Source organism: Microbacterium oxydans, assembly GCF_900095745.1.
Classification (GTDB): Bacteria; Actinomycetota; Actinomycetes; order Actinomycetales; family Microbacteriaceae; genus Microbacterium; species Microbacterium oxydans_B.
In genome coordinates, this window is sequence record NZ_FMIR01000006.1 from 50,296 (window position 1) to 65,152 (window position 14,857).

Sequence of the window (14,857 nt, forward strand, 5' to 3'; positions counted from 1 at the left end):
ATCCCCTCGTCATCCTGAGAACACATGCTCGCCTACCTGCTGCGCCGCCTCGCGTTCCTCGTGGTGTCGCTCGTCGTCGCCATGGTCGCGATCTTCGTGCTGCTGCGTCTGCTCCCCGGCGACCCGGCCAACGCGCTGCTCTCGGTGAACGCGACCCCCGAGCAGATCGCCGCGGCCCGCGAGCAGGTCGGCTCCGACCAGCCCCTGCTGCAGCAGTTCACGACGTGGGCGGGGCAGCTGCTCCGCTTCGACCTCGGTGAGTCGTTCCTGAGCTCGCGTCCCGTCGGACCCGACATCGCCGACCGCCTCGCCGTGACCATTCCGCTCACGCTCATCGCCTTCACGATCGCCCTGCTGGTCTCCCTCGTGATCGGCATCACCGCGGCAGTGAAGTCCGACCGCTGGTACGGCATCGTGCTCTCGGGGTTCGCGCAGCTCGGCGTCGCCGTCCCGGTGTTCTGGGTCGGCGTCGTGCTCGTCTGGGTGTTCGCGCTCGGGCTCGGCGTCCTGCCCTCCGGCGGCTTCCCGCGTGACGACTGGGAGGACCCCGCCGACGCGCTGCGATCGCTCGCCCTGCCGATCACCACGATCGTGATCGTGATGAGCGCCTCCCTCAGCCGGTACGTCCGCTCGGCCACGCTCGACGTGCTCGGCAGCGACTATCTGCGCACCGCTCGCGCCGGAGGCTCCGGCATGGGTGAGGCGCTGCTGCGTCATGGTGTGCGCAACGGCGCGGTGCCCGTCGTCGCGATCCTCGGCATCGAGCTGTCGACGACGCTGCTCGGCGCGGTCGTCGTCGAGAGCGTGTTCACCCTTCCCGGGCTCGGCAGCCTGCTGCTGTCGGCCATCGAGCAGCACGACTTCCAGGTCATCCAGGGCGTTCTCGTCGTCAGCACCCTCTTCGTGCTGCTCGTCGGATTCGCCGCCGACATCGTGCAGCGCCTGATCGACCCGCGCCTGCGCACGAGCGTCTCGGGGAACCGATGAGTCGCGTCGCCGAACAGCTGATCACCGGATCCGTGCCCGTGCGCCGGCGTCCGAAGGCGACCCTCGTCATCGGGATCGTGCTCACGGGCCTCATCGTGCTCATGGCCCTGGTCTCCCTGTTCTGGCTTCCGTATCCGCTCGCCGACACCAGCGGCGGCCGTCTCGAAGGACCGAGCGCGCTGCACCTGCTCGGAACCGACCGACTCGGTCGCGACCTGCTCTCGCAGCTGATGTGGGGCGCGCGGATCGCCCTCATCGTCGGCACCTGCTCGGTCGCGATCGCGGCTGTCCTCGGCACGATCATCGGCCTCCTCGCCGCCTTCGCCCGGCCCTGGGTCGATGACACGCTCTCGGCCGGACTCGACGTGGTGATCGCCTTCCCCGTGCTGCTGCTCGCGATGCTGGTCGTCGCCGTCCAGGGTGCGTCGTTGTGGTCGGCGGTGCTCGCGATCGGGCTCGCGATGTCGGCGGTGATCGCCCGTCTCACCCGCATCCTCGCGCGTCGCGTGCTGCAGGAGCAGTTCGTCACCGCGGCGCGCACGAGCGGCACGAGCGTGATCGGAATCGTGTTCCAGCACGTCCTGCCGAACATCGCGCCGACTCTGGCCGTGAGCCTCGCGCTGCAGTTCGGCGCTGCCGTGCTCGCGGAGGCGAGCCTGTCGTACCTGGGCCTCGGCGCACCGCCGCCCAACGCCTCGTGGGGGCGGATGCTGCAGGAGGCGCAGGGCACCGTGCTCACGGCCCCCGTCGGCGCGATCGCTCCCGGTGTCGCGATCATCGCGCTCGTGCTCGGTGTGAACTTCCTCGCCGACGGTCTGCGCGACCTCGCCGACCCGACCCGCAGGAGGAGCCGATGAGCCTTCTCGATGTCACCGGCCTCACGGTCCGCTCCTCGTCCGGCGTGCTCGTGCGCGACGTCTCGTTCTCGCTCGGAGCCGGCGAACGCCTGGGGCTCATCGGAGAGTCCGGTTCGGGCAAGTCTCTGACCTCGTTGGCGGTCACCGGTCTGCTGCCGGATGCCCTCGTCGCCTCGGGTTCCGTGCTGCTCGACGGGCATCAGGTCGTCGGCGCTCGGGATGCCGATCTCCGGCCATTGCGCGGACCGGTGGCGCAGATCGTCTTCCAGGAGCCGCTCACCGCTCTCGATCCGCTGATGCGGGTCGGCCGGCAGGTCGCCGAACCGCTGCGCCGCCATCTCGGGGTTCGCGGTACTGAGCTGCGTTCAGCCGTCGATGCCGCCCTCGATGAGGTGGCCCTGTCGGAGCCGCGGTTCGCGCGCGCCTACCCGCACGAGCTGTCGGGTGGTCAGCGTCAGCGCGTGGCCATCGCCATCGCCCTCGCCGCCAAACCGCAGCTGCTCATCGCCGACGAGCCGACGACGGCGCTCGACGTGACGGTGCAGGACGGCGTGCTCACGCTCCTCGAGCGGCTGATCGCCGAACGGGGCATGGCACTCCTGTTCATCAGCCACGACCTGGCCGTGGTCTCGCGCATGGTCGATCGCATCGTGGTGCTGCGCGACGGAAGTGTCGTCGAGGCAGGGCCGGTGGCCCAGGTGCTGCAGGAGCCGGCCGAGCCGTACACGCGGATGCTGGTCGACAGTGCCCGCGCCCTCGACGCGTACCTCGACGCCGGGGAGGGCACACGATGACGATCCTCGAACTACAAGGCGCCGGCTTCGCGTACGGTTCCCGCCGGGTGCTGGACGACATCTCGGTGAGCCTCTCTGACGGCGACTCACTCGGTCTCGTGGGCGAGTCGGGTGCGGGCAAGTCCACGATCCTGCGACTGATGCTTGGCCTCGCCGCCCCGCGCGATGGGCAGATGCTGTTCGACGGCGCTCCCCTGTCGCTGCGCGACCGCGCGCAGATGCGGCGGTTCCGCGCGAGTGTGCAGCCCGTCTTCCAGGATCCGTATTCGTCGCTCGACCCCCGCCAGCGGATCGACCGGATCATCGGCGAACCGCTCCGGTCATTGGGACTCGCATCGGGCGCCGACGCACAGCATCGCATCGCCGAGGCCCTCGACTCCGTCGGGCTTCCCGCCGACACCGCACGCCGGTACCCGCACGAGTTCTCCGGTGGTCAGCGTCAGCGCATCGCGATCGCGCGGGCCGTGGTGTCCCGCCCGCGGGTCCTTCTGGCCGACGAGCCGGTGAGTGCGCTCGATGTCACGACCCGGGTGCAGGTGCTCGAGCTGCTCGACCGGCTGCGCCGCGAGAACGGCCTCTCGCTCGTGATGGTGTCGCACGACCTCACCGCGATCGCCGCGGCCTGCGACCGCACGGTCGTGCTGCAGAACGGTCGCGTCGTCGAGCAGGGTGCGACGGCGGATGTGCTCCACGATCCCCAGGACCCGTACACGCGGGCGCTGGTCGACGCGGTTCCGCGACTGCCGCGCTGAAGCCCCTCCGCCCGTCAGGTCCCCGACGCCGCCAACCCGAAGTACGCCAGCTCCGCGTCGTTCAGCATCCGCGAGCGGATCAGGAACCGCATCCCGGTCGGACCCTCGACCGAGAAGCCGGCTCCGCGACCGGGTACGACGTCGATGGTCAGGTGCGTGTACTTCCAGTACTCGAACTGCGACTCCGACATGTAGACCTCGACGGGCGCCTCGAGCCCGGCATCGAGTGCGCCGAGCAGCACGTCGCCCGGGCCGGTGATGAACATCCCGACCGGGTAACACATGGGTGATGACCCGTCGCAGCAGCCGCCGGACTGATGGAACATGAGCGGCCCGTGCTGCGCGGTCAGGTCGCGAACGAGGGATGCCGCGGCATCCGTCACGTCGACTCGCTGATAGGTGCCGATGCTGACCATGATTCATGCCTTCCGGGGAATGGATCCGGGCGGACGCCGCAGCGCCCGCCCGGAGTCGAGCTCAGAAGAAGCCCATCGGGCCTTCCGCGTAGGAGACGAGGAGGTTCTTCGTCTGCTGGTAGTGGTCGAGCATCATCTTGTGGTTCTCGCGCCCGACTCCCGACTGCTTGTATCCGCCGAAGGCCGCGTGCGCCGGGTACTGGTGGTAGGTGTTCGTCCACACGCGTCCGGCCTCGATCGCACGGCCCGCGCGGTAGGCGGTATCGCCGCTGCGACTCCAGACTCCCGCGCCGAGCCCGTAGAGGGTGTCGTTGGCGATCGAGATCGCGTCGTCGAACCCGTCGAACGAGGTGACCGACAGCACGGGCCCGAAGATCTCCTCCTGGAAGATGCGCATGTCGTTCGTGCCCTCGAACACGGTCGGAGCGACGTAGAAGCCCTCGCTCAGATCGCCGCCGAGGTCGACCCGATCGCCGCCAGCCAGCAGCCGCGCCCCGCCCTGCTTGCCGATGTCGATGTAGCTGAGGATCTTCTCCAGCTGGTCGTTCGACGCCTGTGCGCCGATCATGGTCGTCGGGTCCAGCGGGTTCCCCTGCACGACCTTGCCGACCCGCTCCAGCCCGTCGGCGAGGAAGCCGTCGTAGATCGACCGCTGGATCACTGCGCGCGACGGGCAGGTGCAGACCTCGCCCTGGTTGAGCGCGAACATCGTGAAGCCTTCGAGCGCCTTGTCGTAGAACGGGTCGCTGGTCGAGCGGGCGACATCCTCGAAGAACACATTCGGGCTCTTGCCTCCGAGCTCCAGCGTCACCGGGATCAGGTTCTGCGAGGCGTACTGCATGATGAGGCGCCCGGTCGTGGTCTCTCCCGTGAAGGCGACCTTGCGGATGCGCTTGTGCTGCGCGAGCGGAGCGCCCGCCTCGATGCCGAACCCGTTGACGATGTTCACGACGCCGGCGGGCAGCAGGTCGCCGATGATGTCGAATAGGAAGAGCAGGGATGCCGGTGTCTGCTCGGCCGGCTTGATCACGACGCAGTTGCCTGCGGCGAGCGCCGGCGCCAGCTTCCACACGGCCATCAGGATCGGGAAGTTCCACGGGATGATCTGGCCGACCACACCGAGCGGCTCGTGGAAGTGATACGCCACGGTGTTCTCATCCAGCTGGCTGATGCCGCCCTCCTGCGCGCGGAGAACCCCGGCGAAGTAGCGGAAGTGGTCGACGGCCAGCGGGATGTCGGCGGCGAGCGTCTCGCGCACGGGCTTGCCGTTCTCCCAGGTCTCGGCGACCGCGATCTCTTCGAGGTGCTGCTCGATCCGATCGGCGATGCGGTTGAGGATCACCGAGCGCTCGGCCGGACTCGTCTTGCCCCAGCTCGCGAAGGCCTTCCAGGCGACCTCGACCGCACGATCGATGTCTTCTGCGGTGCCGCGGCCGACCTCGGTGAAGGGCTTGCCGTTCACCGGACTGATGTTCTCGAAGTACTGGCCCTTCACGGGTGCGACGAACTCGCCGCCGATGTAGTGGCCGTACTGCGGGCGATAGTTCGCGACGGCACCCGGCTGCCCGGGAGCGGCGTAGGCGAGGGATACGTCTTCTTCGACGATGCTCATGGGGGTCTCCTTCGACGGAGCCGCGCTTCGGTTCGCGGCTGTGCTCCGAAGGTAGGTCGCATGAGGTTGCACGCAGATGCGCAACGTTGCAATATATTGCGGCCTCACTCGGCGGCGAGGCGCTCGATCCGTGCGACCACTCCCGCGCGCTTCGGCGATCGCGCCGGAAGCATCTCGAGGGCGAGGCGCAGCGCCTCGGCATCGGCCTGCCCCTCCGGGATCTCGGCGTAGGCGAGCAGCACGTCGAGGCTGGCCTCCGACAGCATGGCCTCGTGCAGCGCCGCGCGCACCGATTCGCGGAAGTCCTCGACCCCGGGCGACGTCGACTCGGGCAGCACGGGTCCGCGATAGGCGGTGAGCGCCACGCGGTGCGCGCCGCGGTCGAGCAGGGAGAGCACGTCGTGCGCATCCGTGTCGAGGGCGACGGGCAGCCGGTACGGACGCGACTCCGGAACCAGGTCGGGAGCCGTGCGCTCGAGCACCTTGCGAAGGCGCACCATCTCGGGCCGCAGCGTGTCGGGCGAGACGCCGGAGCCGTAGACGAGTTCGCACAGCCGCTCGGCAGAGAGACCCTGCCGATGCACGGCGAGCATCAGCAGGATGGCGGCGTGCCGCGCGCTGAGCTCGATCATCGATTCGTCGTGCGCCGACTCCGTCTCCAGCCGCGCGCGGTCCCGTCCGAGCACATGCAGCGTCGCCCGGGCGGTCACGGGGGTGCGCGGCTTCGAGGTCGTCGGCCTGTTCCGGGGGGCCTCGCTCCGTTCCCGCAGCCGCGCGACCATCAGCTCCGATTCCACGGCCCGGGCGGTCGCATCGACCAGCAGCCGAGCCTGCGGCGAGACGACCTCGGGGCCGCCGGTGATGTCGATCACGCCCAGCACCCGCTTGGTCTCCGGGTCGCGCACGGGCGCGGCCGTGCAGGACCACGGATGCACGAGCCGGTTGTAGTGCTCGGCGCCGCGGATCTGTACCGACTGCCCGAGAGCGAGCGCGGTGCCGGGCGCGCTCGTGCCGACCGCATCCTCCGACCAGTTCGCCCCGGCGACGAAGCCCATGTCATCGGTGAGCGTGCGCAGCTGGTCGTCGCCCTCGATCCACAGCAGTCGTCCGGCCTGGTCGCCCACCGCGATGATCACACCGGTGTCCTCGGTCTCGCCCGGCAGCAGCAGCGCACGGATCATGTCCATGGCCGATGCCAGCGGGTGAGCGAGGCGGTACTCCTCGAGCTCGTCGCTGACGAGTTCCAGCGGCGGAGCAGCCTCGGGTCCGACCCTGCGCCGCCACGACCGCTCCCATGACTCGCGCACGAGGGGCCGCACCTCCTGCAGCCGCCGGTCTTCGAGGTTGCCGGCCAGCAGCTCCTCATGCGCACGCTCGACGATCAGTCGCGATGTCGCCGGAAGTGACTCGCGGGATACCTGCCACGGCGCAGACACAGCGGTCTCCGATCGTCGAAGAGGTGCGTTGCCTCAGTGTACGAGCAGCGCGCGCCCGAGGGAACACCCCGTCGCGTCAGCGGATGAGCCCGGCGACCAGGTCGTCGATCACCTCGTCGGTGGACGTCTCCGGATCGATCGGCGTGGTCAGCCTGTCGAGCAGCAGACCGTCGATGGCGTAGTGGAACAGGGCGATCTCGCGGCGCCCACCGGGGAGGCCGGCCGCGGTGTTGAAGGCGACGTCGCCGTCGAAGCCGGCCCGCTGCCAGGCGCCGAGGACCGCCGCGACCTCGGGTCGCCGCCCTCCTTCGAGCCGCAGTTCGAACAACGCGAGGGTCACATCCCGATCCTCGGTCAGCCGACGCACGATGTCGCGGATGTAGTCGGCGAACAGCGCCGGACCGGGAGCGGTGGTCGCGCGCCGCTCCAGATCTTCGGGCGTGGGTGCGAGGCGCTCCCCGATCCGCTCGACGAGTCCTTCGAGCAGCGCATCCCGACTGCGGAAGTAGTTCGAGGTCGTGCCGGTGGGAACCTGTGCGGCGCTGTCGACCGCGCGATGGGTGAGCCCCCGCGAACCCTCTCGGGCGAGGACCGTGAGTCCGGCATCCGCGATCGCCCGTCGCCGCGAGTCGTTCTTGACCATGACACGACACTAGCGCAATCACTACGCCTGTTGTACTGTAACTGCGACATCTGTAGTGATTGGAGAACCATGCGAGAACTCGTGTACTACGCCGCCGTGACCCTCGACGGCTACATCGCCGGTCCGGACGGCGAATTCGATGCCTTCCTCATCGAGGGCGACCACATGGACGGCATCAACGCCCGCTTCGCCGACACGCTGCCCACGGTTGCTGCCGACGCGCTCGGCATCACCCAGAAGCGCGACGTGTTCGACACGGTGCTGATGGGCTGGAACACCTATCGGGTGGGAGGCCTCCCCAGCCCCTACTCGCACCTCCGCCAGATCGTGTTCAGCCGCACGAAGACCGCGGAGGCCGAGAACCTGGAGGTCACGGCCGAGGATCCGGTCGAGGTGGTGCGGCGGCTGAAGCAGGAGGACGGCGCCGACATCTGGCTCTGTGGAGGCGGAGCTCTCGCCGCGTCGCTCGCCGACGAGATCGATCGGCTCGTGCTGAAGCGGCAGCCGTTGCTGTTCGGATCGGGCATCCCGCTGTTCGGCGAGCGTGCGTACCGTCCCGAGCGGTTCGACGCGGTCGCGACGACGGCGTACGAGTCCGGCGTCGTCGTCACCGAGCTGGAACGGCGGCTCGGCCGATGACGATTCTCGCGGGGGCCTCGGGCGGCCCCCGCGAGAACGCATACCCCCTCGGGCCCCTCCTGGCAAGATCATTTCCCCGCCGGCCGCACTCCCTTAGCGTGTGAGCACACCACGAGTCAGGAGGCGCCATGAACGTCCGCACCCCCATCCCCACTGGCTCCGCACGGCGCGAAGAGCAGGCCGACATCCAGGCCGTCGTCTCCCCGAAGTACGACCGAGTGGGCTTCGACCGCTACGTCGTGTCGCACGACGGGCCGATCGGCTACATCGAAGCCGTACCTCCGGTCTTCGTCTGCTACCTCGGCCATCCGTACGCACAGGCCGAAGAGGTCGCGCAGGTGCACGAATTCGATCGTGCCGTGCGGCTGCTCGACGAACGCGCCGCCCGGTCGCGACAGCGCCCTCTCGCCGGATGAGCCGCGAGATCTGGCCCGGTTCGGCGTACCCGCTGGGGGCGACCTTCGATGGGCAGGGCACCAACTTCGCCCTGTTCAGCGAGGGCGCCGAGAGCGTGGAGCTGTGCCTCTTCGACGAAGACGGCAACGAAGAGCGCATCGCCTTGACCGAGGTCGACGCCTATGTCTGGCACGGCTACCTGCCCACGGTGCAGCCGGGGCAGCTGTACGGCTACCGGGTGCACGGTCCGCACGAGCCCGAGCAGGGCCGGCGGTTCAACCCGCACAAACTCCTCCTCGACCCCTACGCCAAGGCCGTCGCCGGGCGGATGGACTGGGGGCAGTCGCTGTTCGGCTACGACTTCGGTGACCCCGAATCCCGCAATGACGACGACTCGGCCGATGCGATGGTCAAGGGCGTCGTGGTCAACCCGTTCTTCGAGTGGGCCGGCGACCGGCCGCTGCACACGCCGTACGCCGAGACGGTGATCTACGAGGCTCACGTGAAGGGCCTCACGCAGCTGCATCCGGACATCCCGGAAGAGCTGCGCGGCACCTACGCGGGCGTGGCGCATCCGTCGGTCATCGAGCATCTGCAGCGGCTCGGCATCACCGCGCTCGAGCTCATGCCCGTGCATCAGTTCGTCGACGACTCCGTGCTGGAAGACAGAGGCCTCTCCAACTACTGGGGCTACAACACCCTCGGCTTCTTCGCCCCGCACAACGCCTACGCCTCGACGGGAGAGCGCGGCGAGCAGGTGCAGGAGTTCCGGGCGATGGTGCGCACGCTGCACGAAGCCGGGATCGAGGTCATCCTCGACGTCGTGTACAACCACACCGCCGAGGGAAACCACCTCGGCCCGACGCTCTCGATGCGAGGGATCGACAACGAGGCGTACTACCGGCTCGAGGAGGACCGCCGCTACTACACCGACTACACCGGGACGGGGAACAGCCTCAACGCCGGCAACCCGCACGCGCTGCAGCTCCTGATGGACTCGCTGCGGTACTGGGTGACCGAGATGCACGTCGACGGATTCCGCTTCGACCTCGCCTCCGCCCTGGCCCGGGAGTTCTACGACGTCGACCGGCTCGCCGCCTTCTTCGAGCTCGTGCAGCAGGACCCGGTGGTGTCACAGGTGAAGCTCATCGCCGAGCCGTGGGACGTGGGCCCCGGCGGCTATCAGGTGGGGAACTTCCCGCCGCAGTGGTCGGAGTGGAACGGCCGGTACCGCGACACCGTGCGCGACTTCTGGCGCGGGGAGCCGCAGGCCCTCGGCGAGTTCGCCTCGCGGATCACCGGCTCGGCCGACCTGTACGAGCACTCGGGGCGGCGGCCGGTGGCCTCCATCAACTTCGTCACCGCGCACGACGGCTTCACGCTGCGCGACCTCGTCTCCTATGCCGAGAAGCACAACGAGGCCAACGGCGAGGACAATGCCGACGGCGAATCCCACAACCGCTCCGACAACATGGGCGCGGAGGGACCGACCGACGACCTCGAGATCAACCGGCGGCGAGCGCGCCAGCAGCGCAACCTCCTCGCGACGCTGCTGCTCTCGCAGGGCGTTCCCATGCTCGCCCACGGCGACGAGCTGGGGCGCACCCAGGGCGGCAACAACAACGTCTATGCGCAGGACAACGAGATCGCCTGGGTCGATTGGAAGAACGCCGACCTGCCGCTCGTCGAGTTCACGGCGGCGATCTCACGGCTGCGGCGCGAGCATCCGACCTTCCGTCGGAGCCGCTTCTTCGACGGGCGTCCGGTGCGCGCCGAGGATGCCGAGCGCATCCCCGACGTCGTGTGGCTGCGACCCGACGGCGGTCCGATGGCGCCGGAGGACTGGGACTCGGGATTCGGACGCTGCGTCGGCGTGTTCCTGAACGGTCGAGGGATCCGTGAGAACGACAGCCGTGGACGGCCTGTCACCGACGTGAACTTCCTCCTGTACTTCAACAGCGGCGACGACCCGGTCGATGTCGTGGTGCCCGATGAGGGCTACGGAGACCAGTGGGATGCCGCGGTCGATACGGCCGGCGCGCTCCACGAGGCGACAGCCGTTCGGCCCGGCGATACGGTACTTCTGGAAGGCAGGGCGATGCTCGTGCTGCAGGAGGCCGACGCGGCACCGCCGCAGATCGACGATTCGGTCGATGCCTCCCTCCGCATCCAGAACGAGCAGGCCACATCGTGACGAGAAGACCGCTGTCGACGTACCGGCTGCAGATCAGCGAGCACTTTCCTCTCGGAGAAGCCGCGGCGGTGACCGGCTATCTCGCCGACCTCGGCGTCTCGTGGGCGTACCTCTCGCCGCTGCTCGCCGCCGTGCGCGGATCGAACCACGGGTACGACGTCGTCGACCATTCGCGCGTCGACCCCGACCGAGGCGCCGAGGAGGGCCTCGTCCGGTTCGCCACCGCCGCGCGCGCAGCCGACCTCGGCATCCTCGTCGACATCGTGCCCAACCACGTCGGCGTCGCGGTGCCGCGGCAGAACCAGTGGTGGTGGGAGGTGCTGCGGCTCGGGAAGGGAACACGCCGGGCCGCTGCCTTCGACATCGACTGGGCCGCCGGCGGCGGACGCGTGATCCTGCCGGTGCTCGGCTCCTCCCCCGAGCAGGCGATCGCAGACGGCGAGCTGGTCGTCGATGCGACCTTCGCTCCCGATGCGCCGGACGGCGTGCTCACCTACTTCGAGCACGTGCTCCCGCTCGCTCCCGGCACCTCGACGCTGGCCGATGACCTGCCCGCGCTGCTCGACGCGCAGCACTACGAGCTGCGGTTCTGGCGCGACCAGAACACCGACCTCACCTACCGCCGCTTCTTCGCGGTGTCCGAGCTCGCCGGCATCCGCGTCGAGCTGCCCGACGTCTTCGCCGAGTCGCATCGCGAGATCGTCCGCTGGATCCGGGAGGGTCTCGCCGACGGGCTGCGCGTCGACCACCCGGACGGCCTCGCCGATCCCGGTGGCTACCTGGAGCAGCTGGCGGATGCGACGGGAAGGGCATACACCGTCGTCGAGAAGATCCTCGAGCCGGGCGAGGCGCTGCCCGCCTGGTGGCGCACCGACGGCACGACCGGGTACGACGCGCTCGTCGAGTTCGACCGCGTGCTGGTGGACCGGGATGGCGTCGACCAGCTCGACCGTCTCGACGAGCGCCTGCGCGCCGAGACGGGTCTGCCGCCGGCGCAGTCATGGACCGACCTGATCCACGCCACCAAGCGCCTGGTGGCGGAAGAGCTCCTCGGATCGGAGGTGCGGCGACTGGTGCGCACCCTTCCCCACGGGATCGTGCGGGCGGAGGACGGACTGGTCGAGCTGCTGGCCTGCTTCCCCGTGTACCGCTCCTACCTGCCGGAGGGACGCGAGCATCTGGAGCATGCCTTCACCGAGGCACGACGCCGACGGCCCGACCTCGCCGCCACGTTCGCCGAGCTGGAGCCGCTTCTCGCCGACCCTCGCCTCGAGGTGGCCCAGCGCTTCCCGCAGGTGAGTGGAGCGGTCATGGCCAAGGGCGTGGAGGACACCGCCTTCTACCGCTGCACCCGCCTGGGCACCCTGACCGAGGTGGGCGGCGACCCGTCGATCCCCGCTCTCACGGTGGGAGAGTTCCACGAGGCGCAGCGGGCGCGGCTCGCCGCGTGGCCGGCGTCGATGACCACGCTGTCGACGCATGACACGAAGCGCTCCGCGGATGTGCGCGCGCGGCTGAGCGTGCTGTCCGAGATGCCCGAGCGCTGGGCGGCGGTGCTGGACGAGCTGCGGGCGATCGCGACGACCGGTCACGGTCCTCTCGATGCGCTGATCTGGCAGGCGACCGTGGGTGCATGGCCGATCTCGACCGATCGCCTTCTCGCCTATGCCACGAAGGCCGCGCGGGAAGCCGCGGAGGCGACGACCTGGCAGCAGCCGGATGCGGCATTCGAAGAGGGACTGGGCCGGATCGCCCACGCCGTCGAGGGCGATGCCGCGGCAGTCCTCGACCGCTTCGTCGGCGAGATCGTCGATGCGGGGCGCTCGAACTCGCTGTCGGCCACGCTGCTGCAGCTCACCGGGCCGGGCGTCCCCGACGTGTACCAGGGCAGCGAGCTGTGGGATCTGTCGCTCGTGGATCCCGACAATCGTCGTCCCGTGGACTTCGCCCTGCGCGCGCGGATGCTCGAGGAGCTCGACGCCGACGTCGCCCGCGGCATCCTTCCGCCCATCGACGACTCGGGCCGGGCCAAGCTGCTCGTCGTCTCGCGTGCGCTGCGACTGCGGCGCGACAACCCCGAGCTCTTCACCGTCTACCGTCCGGCGGTGGTCGAGGGACCCGCGGCGGAGCACGCCGTCGCCGTCCATCGCGGCGGCATCACCGCCGTGGCGACCCGTCTTCCGGTCGGCCTGGCGGCCCGCGGTGGGTGGGGCGACACCGTGATGATGCGGCCCGACATCCCCGGCACAGATGTGCTGACCGGACGCCGGATCGCGCCGGGCCCGGTGCGACTCGCCGAGCTGCTCGACACCTACCCGGTCGCGCTGATCGAGCTCGCACGGTGAAGACGGAGCCCCGGTGATCGAGGTGTGGGCGCCGCGCGCGAATCGGATGCGGCTGCGGCGGATCGACAGCGACGGCACGACGGTCGACGAAAGTGACCTCCGCCCGGCGGCCGAGGGGTGGTGGCGCCGCGACGTCACCCTCGGCGACGGCGAGCGGTACGGCTTCGTGATCGACGACGAGGAGGAGCTGCGGCCCGACCCCCGCTCGCGGCGGCAGCCGGAGGGCGTGCACGGCCCGTCGGCGGTCTTCGACACCGTGGCCCACGCGTGGAACGACGTCTCCTGGACGGGCCGACAGCTCGCAGGCGGCCTGATCTACGAGCTCCACATCGGCACGTTCACCCCCGAGGGCACGCTCGACGCGCTCACGGAGCGACTGGATCATCTCGTCGACCTCGGCGTGACGCACGTCGAGCTCCTGCCGGTGAACGCCTTCAACGGGCACTGGAACTGGGGGTACGACGGGGTGCTCTTGTACACGGTGCACGAGGCCTACGGCGGCCCGGCCGCGTATCAGCGGTTCGTCGACGCCGCCCACGGGCGCGGCCTCGCCGTGATCCAGGACGTCGTGTACAACCACCTCGGGCCCAGCGGGAACCACCTGCCGAAGTTCGGGCCCTACCTGCGCGAGGGCGACGGCACCGCCTGGGGCGACTCGGTGAACCTCGACGAGCCGCCCGTGCGGGAATACATCATCGACAACGCGCTGATGTGGTTGCGCGACTTCCATGTCGACGGGCTGCGGCTCGATGCCGTGCACGCCCTGCGGGACCGGCAGCCGGTCCACATCCTCCGGGAGTTGGCGACGCGGGGCGATGCCCTCTCCGCACAGCTGAACCGGCCGCTCAGCCTCATCGCGGAGTCCGATCTCAACGATCCCGTGATGATCCTTCCGCGTGAGGCCGGTGGCCACGGGCTCACCGCGCAGTGGTCCGACGACTGGCACCATGCCGTGCACGTCGCCCTCACCGGCGAGACGACCGGCTACTACGCCGACTTCGCCGCGCACGACGCTCTCGCCAAGGTGACGGAACGCGGGTTCTTCCACGACGGCACGTACTCGTCGTTCCGCGGGCGCCCGCACGGATCGCCGATCCCGCCGGAGGTGCCCGACTGGCGCCTGGTGACGTTCGCGCAGGACCACGACCAGATCGGGAACCGTGCGGCGGGCGACAGGCTCTCGGCCACGCTCTCGCCCGACCGGCTCGCGGTGGCCGCCGTACTGACGCTGACCTCGCCGGGAACACCGATGCTGTTCATGGGAGAGGAATGGGGCGCGTCCACCCCGTGGCAGTTCTTCACCTCGCACCCCGAGGCCGAGCTCGGGCGGGCCGTCGCCGAGGGACGCACCGCGGAATTCGCGCGGATGGGGTGGGACCCGGATGCCGTGCCCGACCCGCAGGACCCCGACACCTTCCGGCGGTCGCACCTCGACTGGAGCGAACTCGACGACCCGGTGCACGACCGTCTTCTCAGGCTGTACCGCGACCTCGCCCGACTGCGGCGTGAGCGCGGCGAGCTCACCGATCCAGATGCGAGGAGCACGCGGGTCGAGGTTCGCGACACGGACGGGCGCCCCGAGCACCGGGTGTACCGCATCGATCGGGGCGGGCTCTCGGTGCTGGTGAACCTCTCGGCCGAGCCGGCGACGTACGAGGTCGCGCCGGGGTACGAGGTGCTGTTGTCGACGGGAGACTCCGTGCACGAGAGCGGGGCGGTCGCCCTCCCGCCGGACACCGCCGCGGTGATCGCCCGCCCCTCCGATTAGCCCCGGCACGACAGGTCG

General features: G+C 69.7%; 13 protein-coding genes. 9 read left to right on the plus strand and 4 right to left on the minus strand.

Annotated features, from left to right (window positions below):
• The first annotated feature begins 24 nt into the window (after positions 1-24).
• The 4 genes from BQ2383_RS01045 to BQ2383_RS01060 are packed head-to-tail and all read left to right on the plus strand — an operon-like array spanning position 25 to position 3,390.
• A complete protein-coding gene (locus BQ2383_RS01045) occupies positions 25-987 on the plus strand; it encodes an ABC transporter permease (RefSeq protein ID WP_091027880.1) in 963 nt (320 codons plus the stop codon).
• Positions 984-1,844 carry an ABC transporter permease gene (locus BQ2383_RS01050; protein WP_205829347.1) on the plus strand — a complete coding sequence of 287 codons (861 nt, stop codon included), beginning with the start codon at positions 984-986 and terminating at the stop codon, positions 1,842-1,844. Before BQ2383_RS01045 ends, BQ2383_RS01050 begins: the two co-directional genes overlap by 4 nt.
• Entirely contained in the window at positions 1,841-2,638 is a 798-nt protein-coding gene (locus BQ2383_RS01055) for an ABC transporter ATP-binding protein (protein ID WP_091027883.1), read from the plus strand. The genes BQ2383_RS01050 and BQ2383_RS01055 overlap by 4 nt, the downstream gene beginning before the upstream one ends.
• Positions 2,635-3,390, plus strand: coding sequence for an ABC transporter ATP-binding protein (locus BQ2383_RS01060; protein WP_091027887.1), 756 nt, complete (start codon positions 2,635-2,637; stop codon positions 3,388-3,390). Before BQ2383_RS01055 ends, BQ2383_RS01060 begins: the two co-directional genes overlap by 4 nt.
• A 14-nt stretch (positions 3,391-3,404) precedes the next feature.
• Here BQ2383_RS01060 and BQ2383_RS01065 read toward each other — a convergent pair whose 3' ends face one another.
• The 4 genes from BQ2383_RS01065 to BQ2383_RS01080 form a co-directional block, all read right to left on the minus strand.
• Entirely contained in the window at positions 3,405-3,806 is a 402-nt protein-coding gene (locus BQ2383_RS01065) for a DUF779 domain-containing protein (protein ID WP_091027892.1), read from the minus strand.
• 61 nt (positions 3,807-3,867) lie between these two features.
• Positions 3,868-5,418, minus strand: coding sequence for an acetaldehyde dehydrogenase ExaC (gene exaC / locus BQ2383_RS01070; RefSeq protein WP_091027897.1), 1,551 nt, complete (start codon positions 5,416-5,418; stop codon positions 3,868-3,870).
• A gap of 104 nt (positions 5,419-5,522) precedes the next feature.
• Positions 5,523-6,854: a GAF domain-containing protein gene (locus tag BQ2383_RS01075; protein WP_091027899.1), complete on the minus strand. Its 1,332-nt coding sequence runs from the start codon at positions 6,852-6,854 to the stop codon at positions 5,523-5,525.
• A 76-nt stretch (positions 6,855-6,930) separates the two neighbouring features.
• Positions 6,931-7,497, minus strand: a complete 567-nt coding sequence (locus BQ2383_RS01080) for a TetR/AcrR family transcriptional regulator (RefSeq protein ID WP_091027903.1) — start codon at positions 7,495-7,497, stop codon at positions 6,931-6,933.
• A gap of 69 nt (positions 7,498-7,566) precedes the next feature.
• Here BQ2383_RS01080 and BQ2383_RS01085 point away from each other — a divergent pair, with 69 nt between their 5' ends.
• From BQ2383_RS01085 to treZ, 5 genes are all read left to right on the plus strand, one after another.
• Positions 7,567-8,136, plus strand: coding sequence for a dihydrofolate reductase family protein (locus BQ2383_RS01085; protein ID WP_091027906.1), 570 nt, complete (start codon positions 7,567-7,569; stop codon positions 8,134-8,136).
• A 128-nt stretch (positions 8,137-8,264) separates the two neighbouring features.
• Positions 8,265-8,552, plus strand: a complete 288-nt coding sequence (locus BQ2383_RS01090; protein ID WP_091027910.1) for a hypothetical protein — start codon at positions 8,265-8,267, stop codon at positions 8,550-8,552.
• On the plus strand, positions 8,549-10,726 hold the full coding sequence (gene glgX / locus BQ2383_RS01095) for a glycogen debranching protein GlgX (RefSeq protein WP_091027913.1): 2,178 nt from the start codon (positions 8,549-8,551) through the stop codon (positions 10,724-10,726). Before BQ2383_RS01090 ends, glgX begins: the two co-directional genes overlap by 4 nt.
• Positions 10,723-13,071 carry a malto-oligosyltrehalose synthase gene (gene treY / locus BQ2383_RS01100; RefSeq protein ID WP_091027917.1) on the plus strand — a complete coding sequence of 783 codons (2,349 nt, stop codon included), beginning with the start codon at positions 10,723-10,725 and terminating at the stop codon, positions 13,069-13,071. The genes glgX and treY overlap by 4 nt, the downstream gene beginning before the upstream one ends.
• 13 nt (positions 13,072-13,084) lie before the next feature.
• Entirely contained in the window at positions 13,085-14,839 is a 1,755-nt protein-coding gene (gene treZ, locus BQ2383_RS01105; protein WP_279627341.1) for a malto-oligosyltrehalose trehalohydrolase, read from the plus strand.
• Positions 14,840-14,857 lie beyond the last annotated feature (18 nt).